Raw genomic sequence first — 218 nt, 5'->3', positions numbered from 1 at the left:
CGGGAGAAGGGGTGCTTTCTTAACGGAAAGCCGCAGTGAATAGGCCCAAGCGACTGTTTAGCAAAAACACAGCTCTCTGCGAAGCCGTAAGGCGAAGTATAGGGGGGGACACCTGCCCGGTGCTGGAAGGTTAAGGAGAGGGGTTAGCGTAAGCGAAGCTCTGAACTGAAGCCCCAGTAAACGGCGGCCGTAACTATAACGGTCCTAAGGTAGCGAAA

1 rRNA gene is annotated in these 218 nt (G+C 54.6%); it reads left to right on the top strand.

Annotated features, from left to right (window positions below):
- Positions 1 to 218 (top strand): 23S ribosomal RNA (locus tag MR083_RS27550); the annotation flags it as partial.

Origin of the sequence: Bacillus cereus group sp. BfR-BA-01408 (assembly GCF_022663305.1) — a bacterium.
Classification (GTDB): domain Bacteria; phylum Bacillota; class Bacilli; order Bacillales; family Bacillaceae_G; genus Bacillus_A; species Bacillus_A pacificus.
Note: the sequence above shows the minus strand (reverse complement) of the source record. Positions and strands in the feature narration are given on the sequence as shown.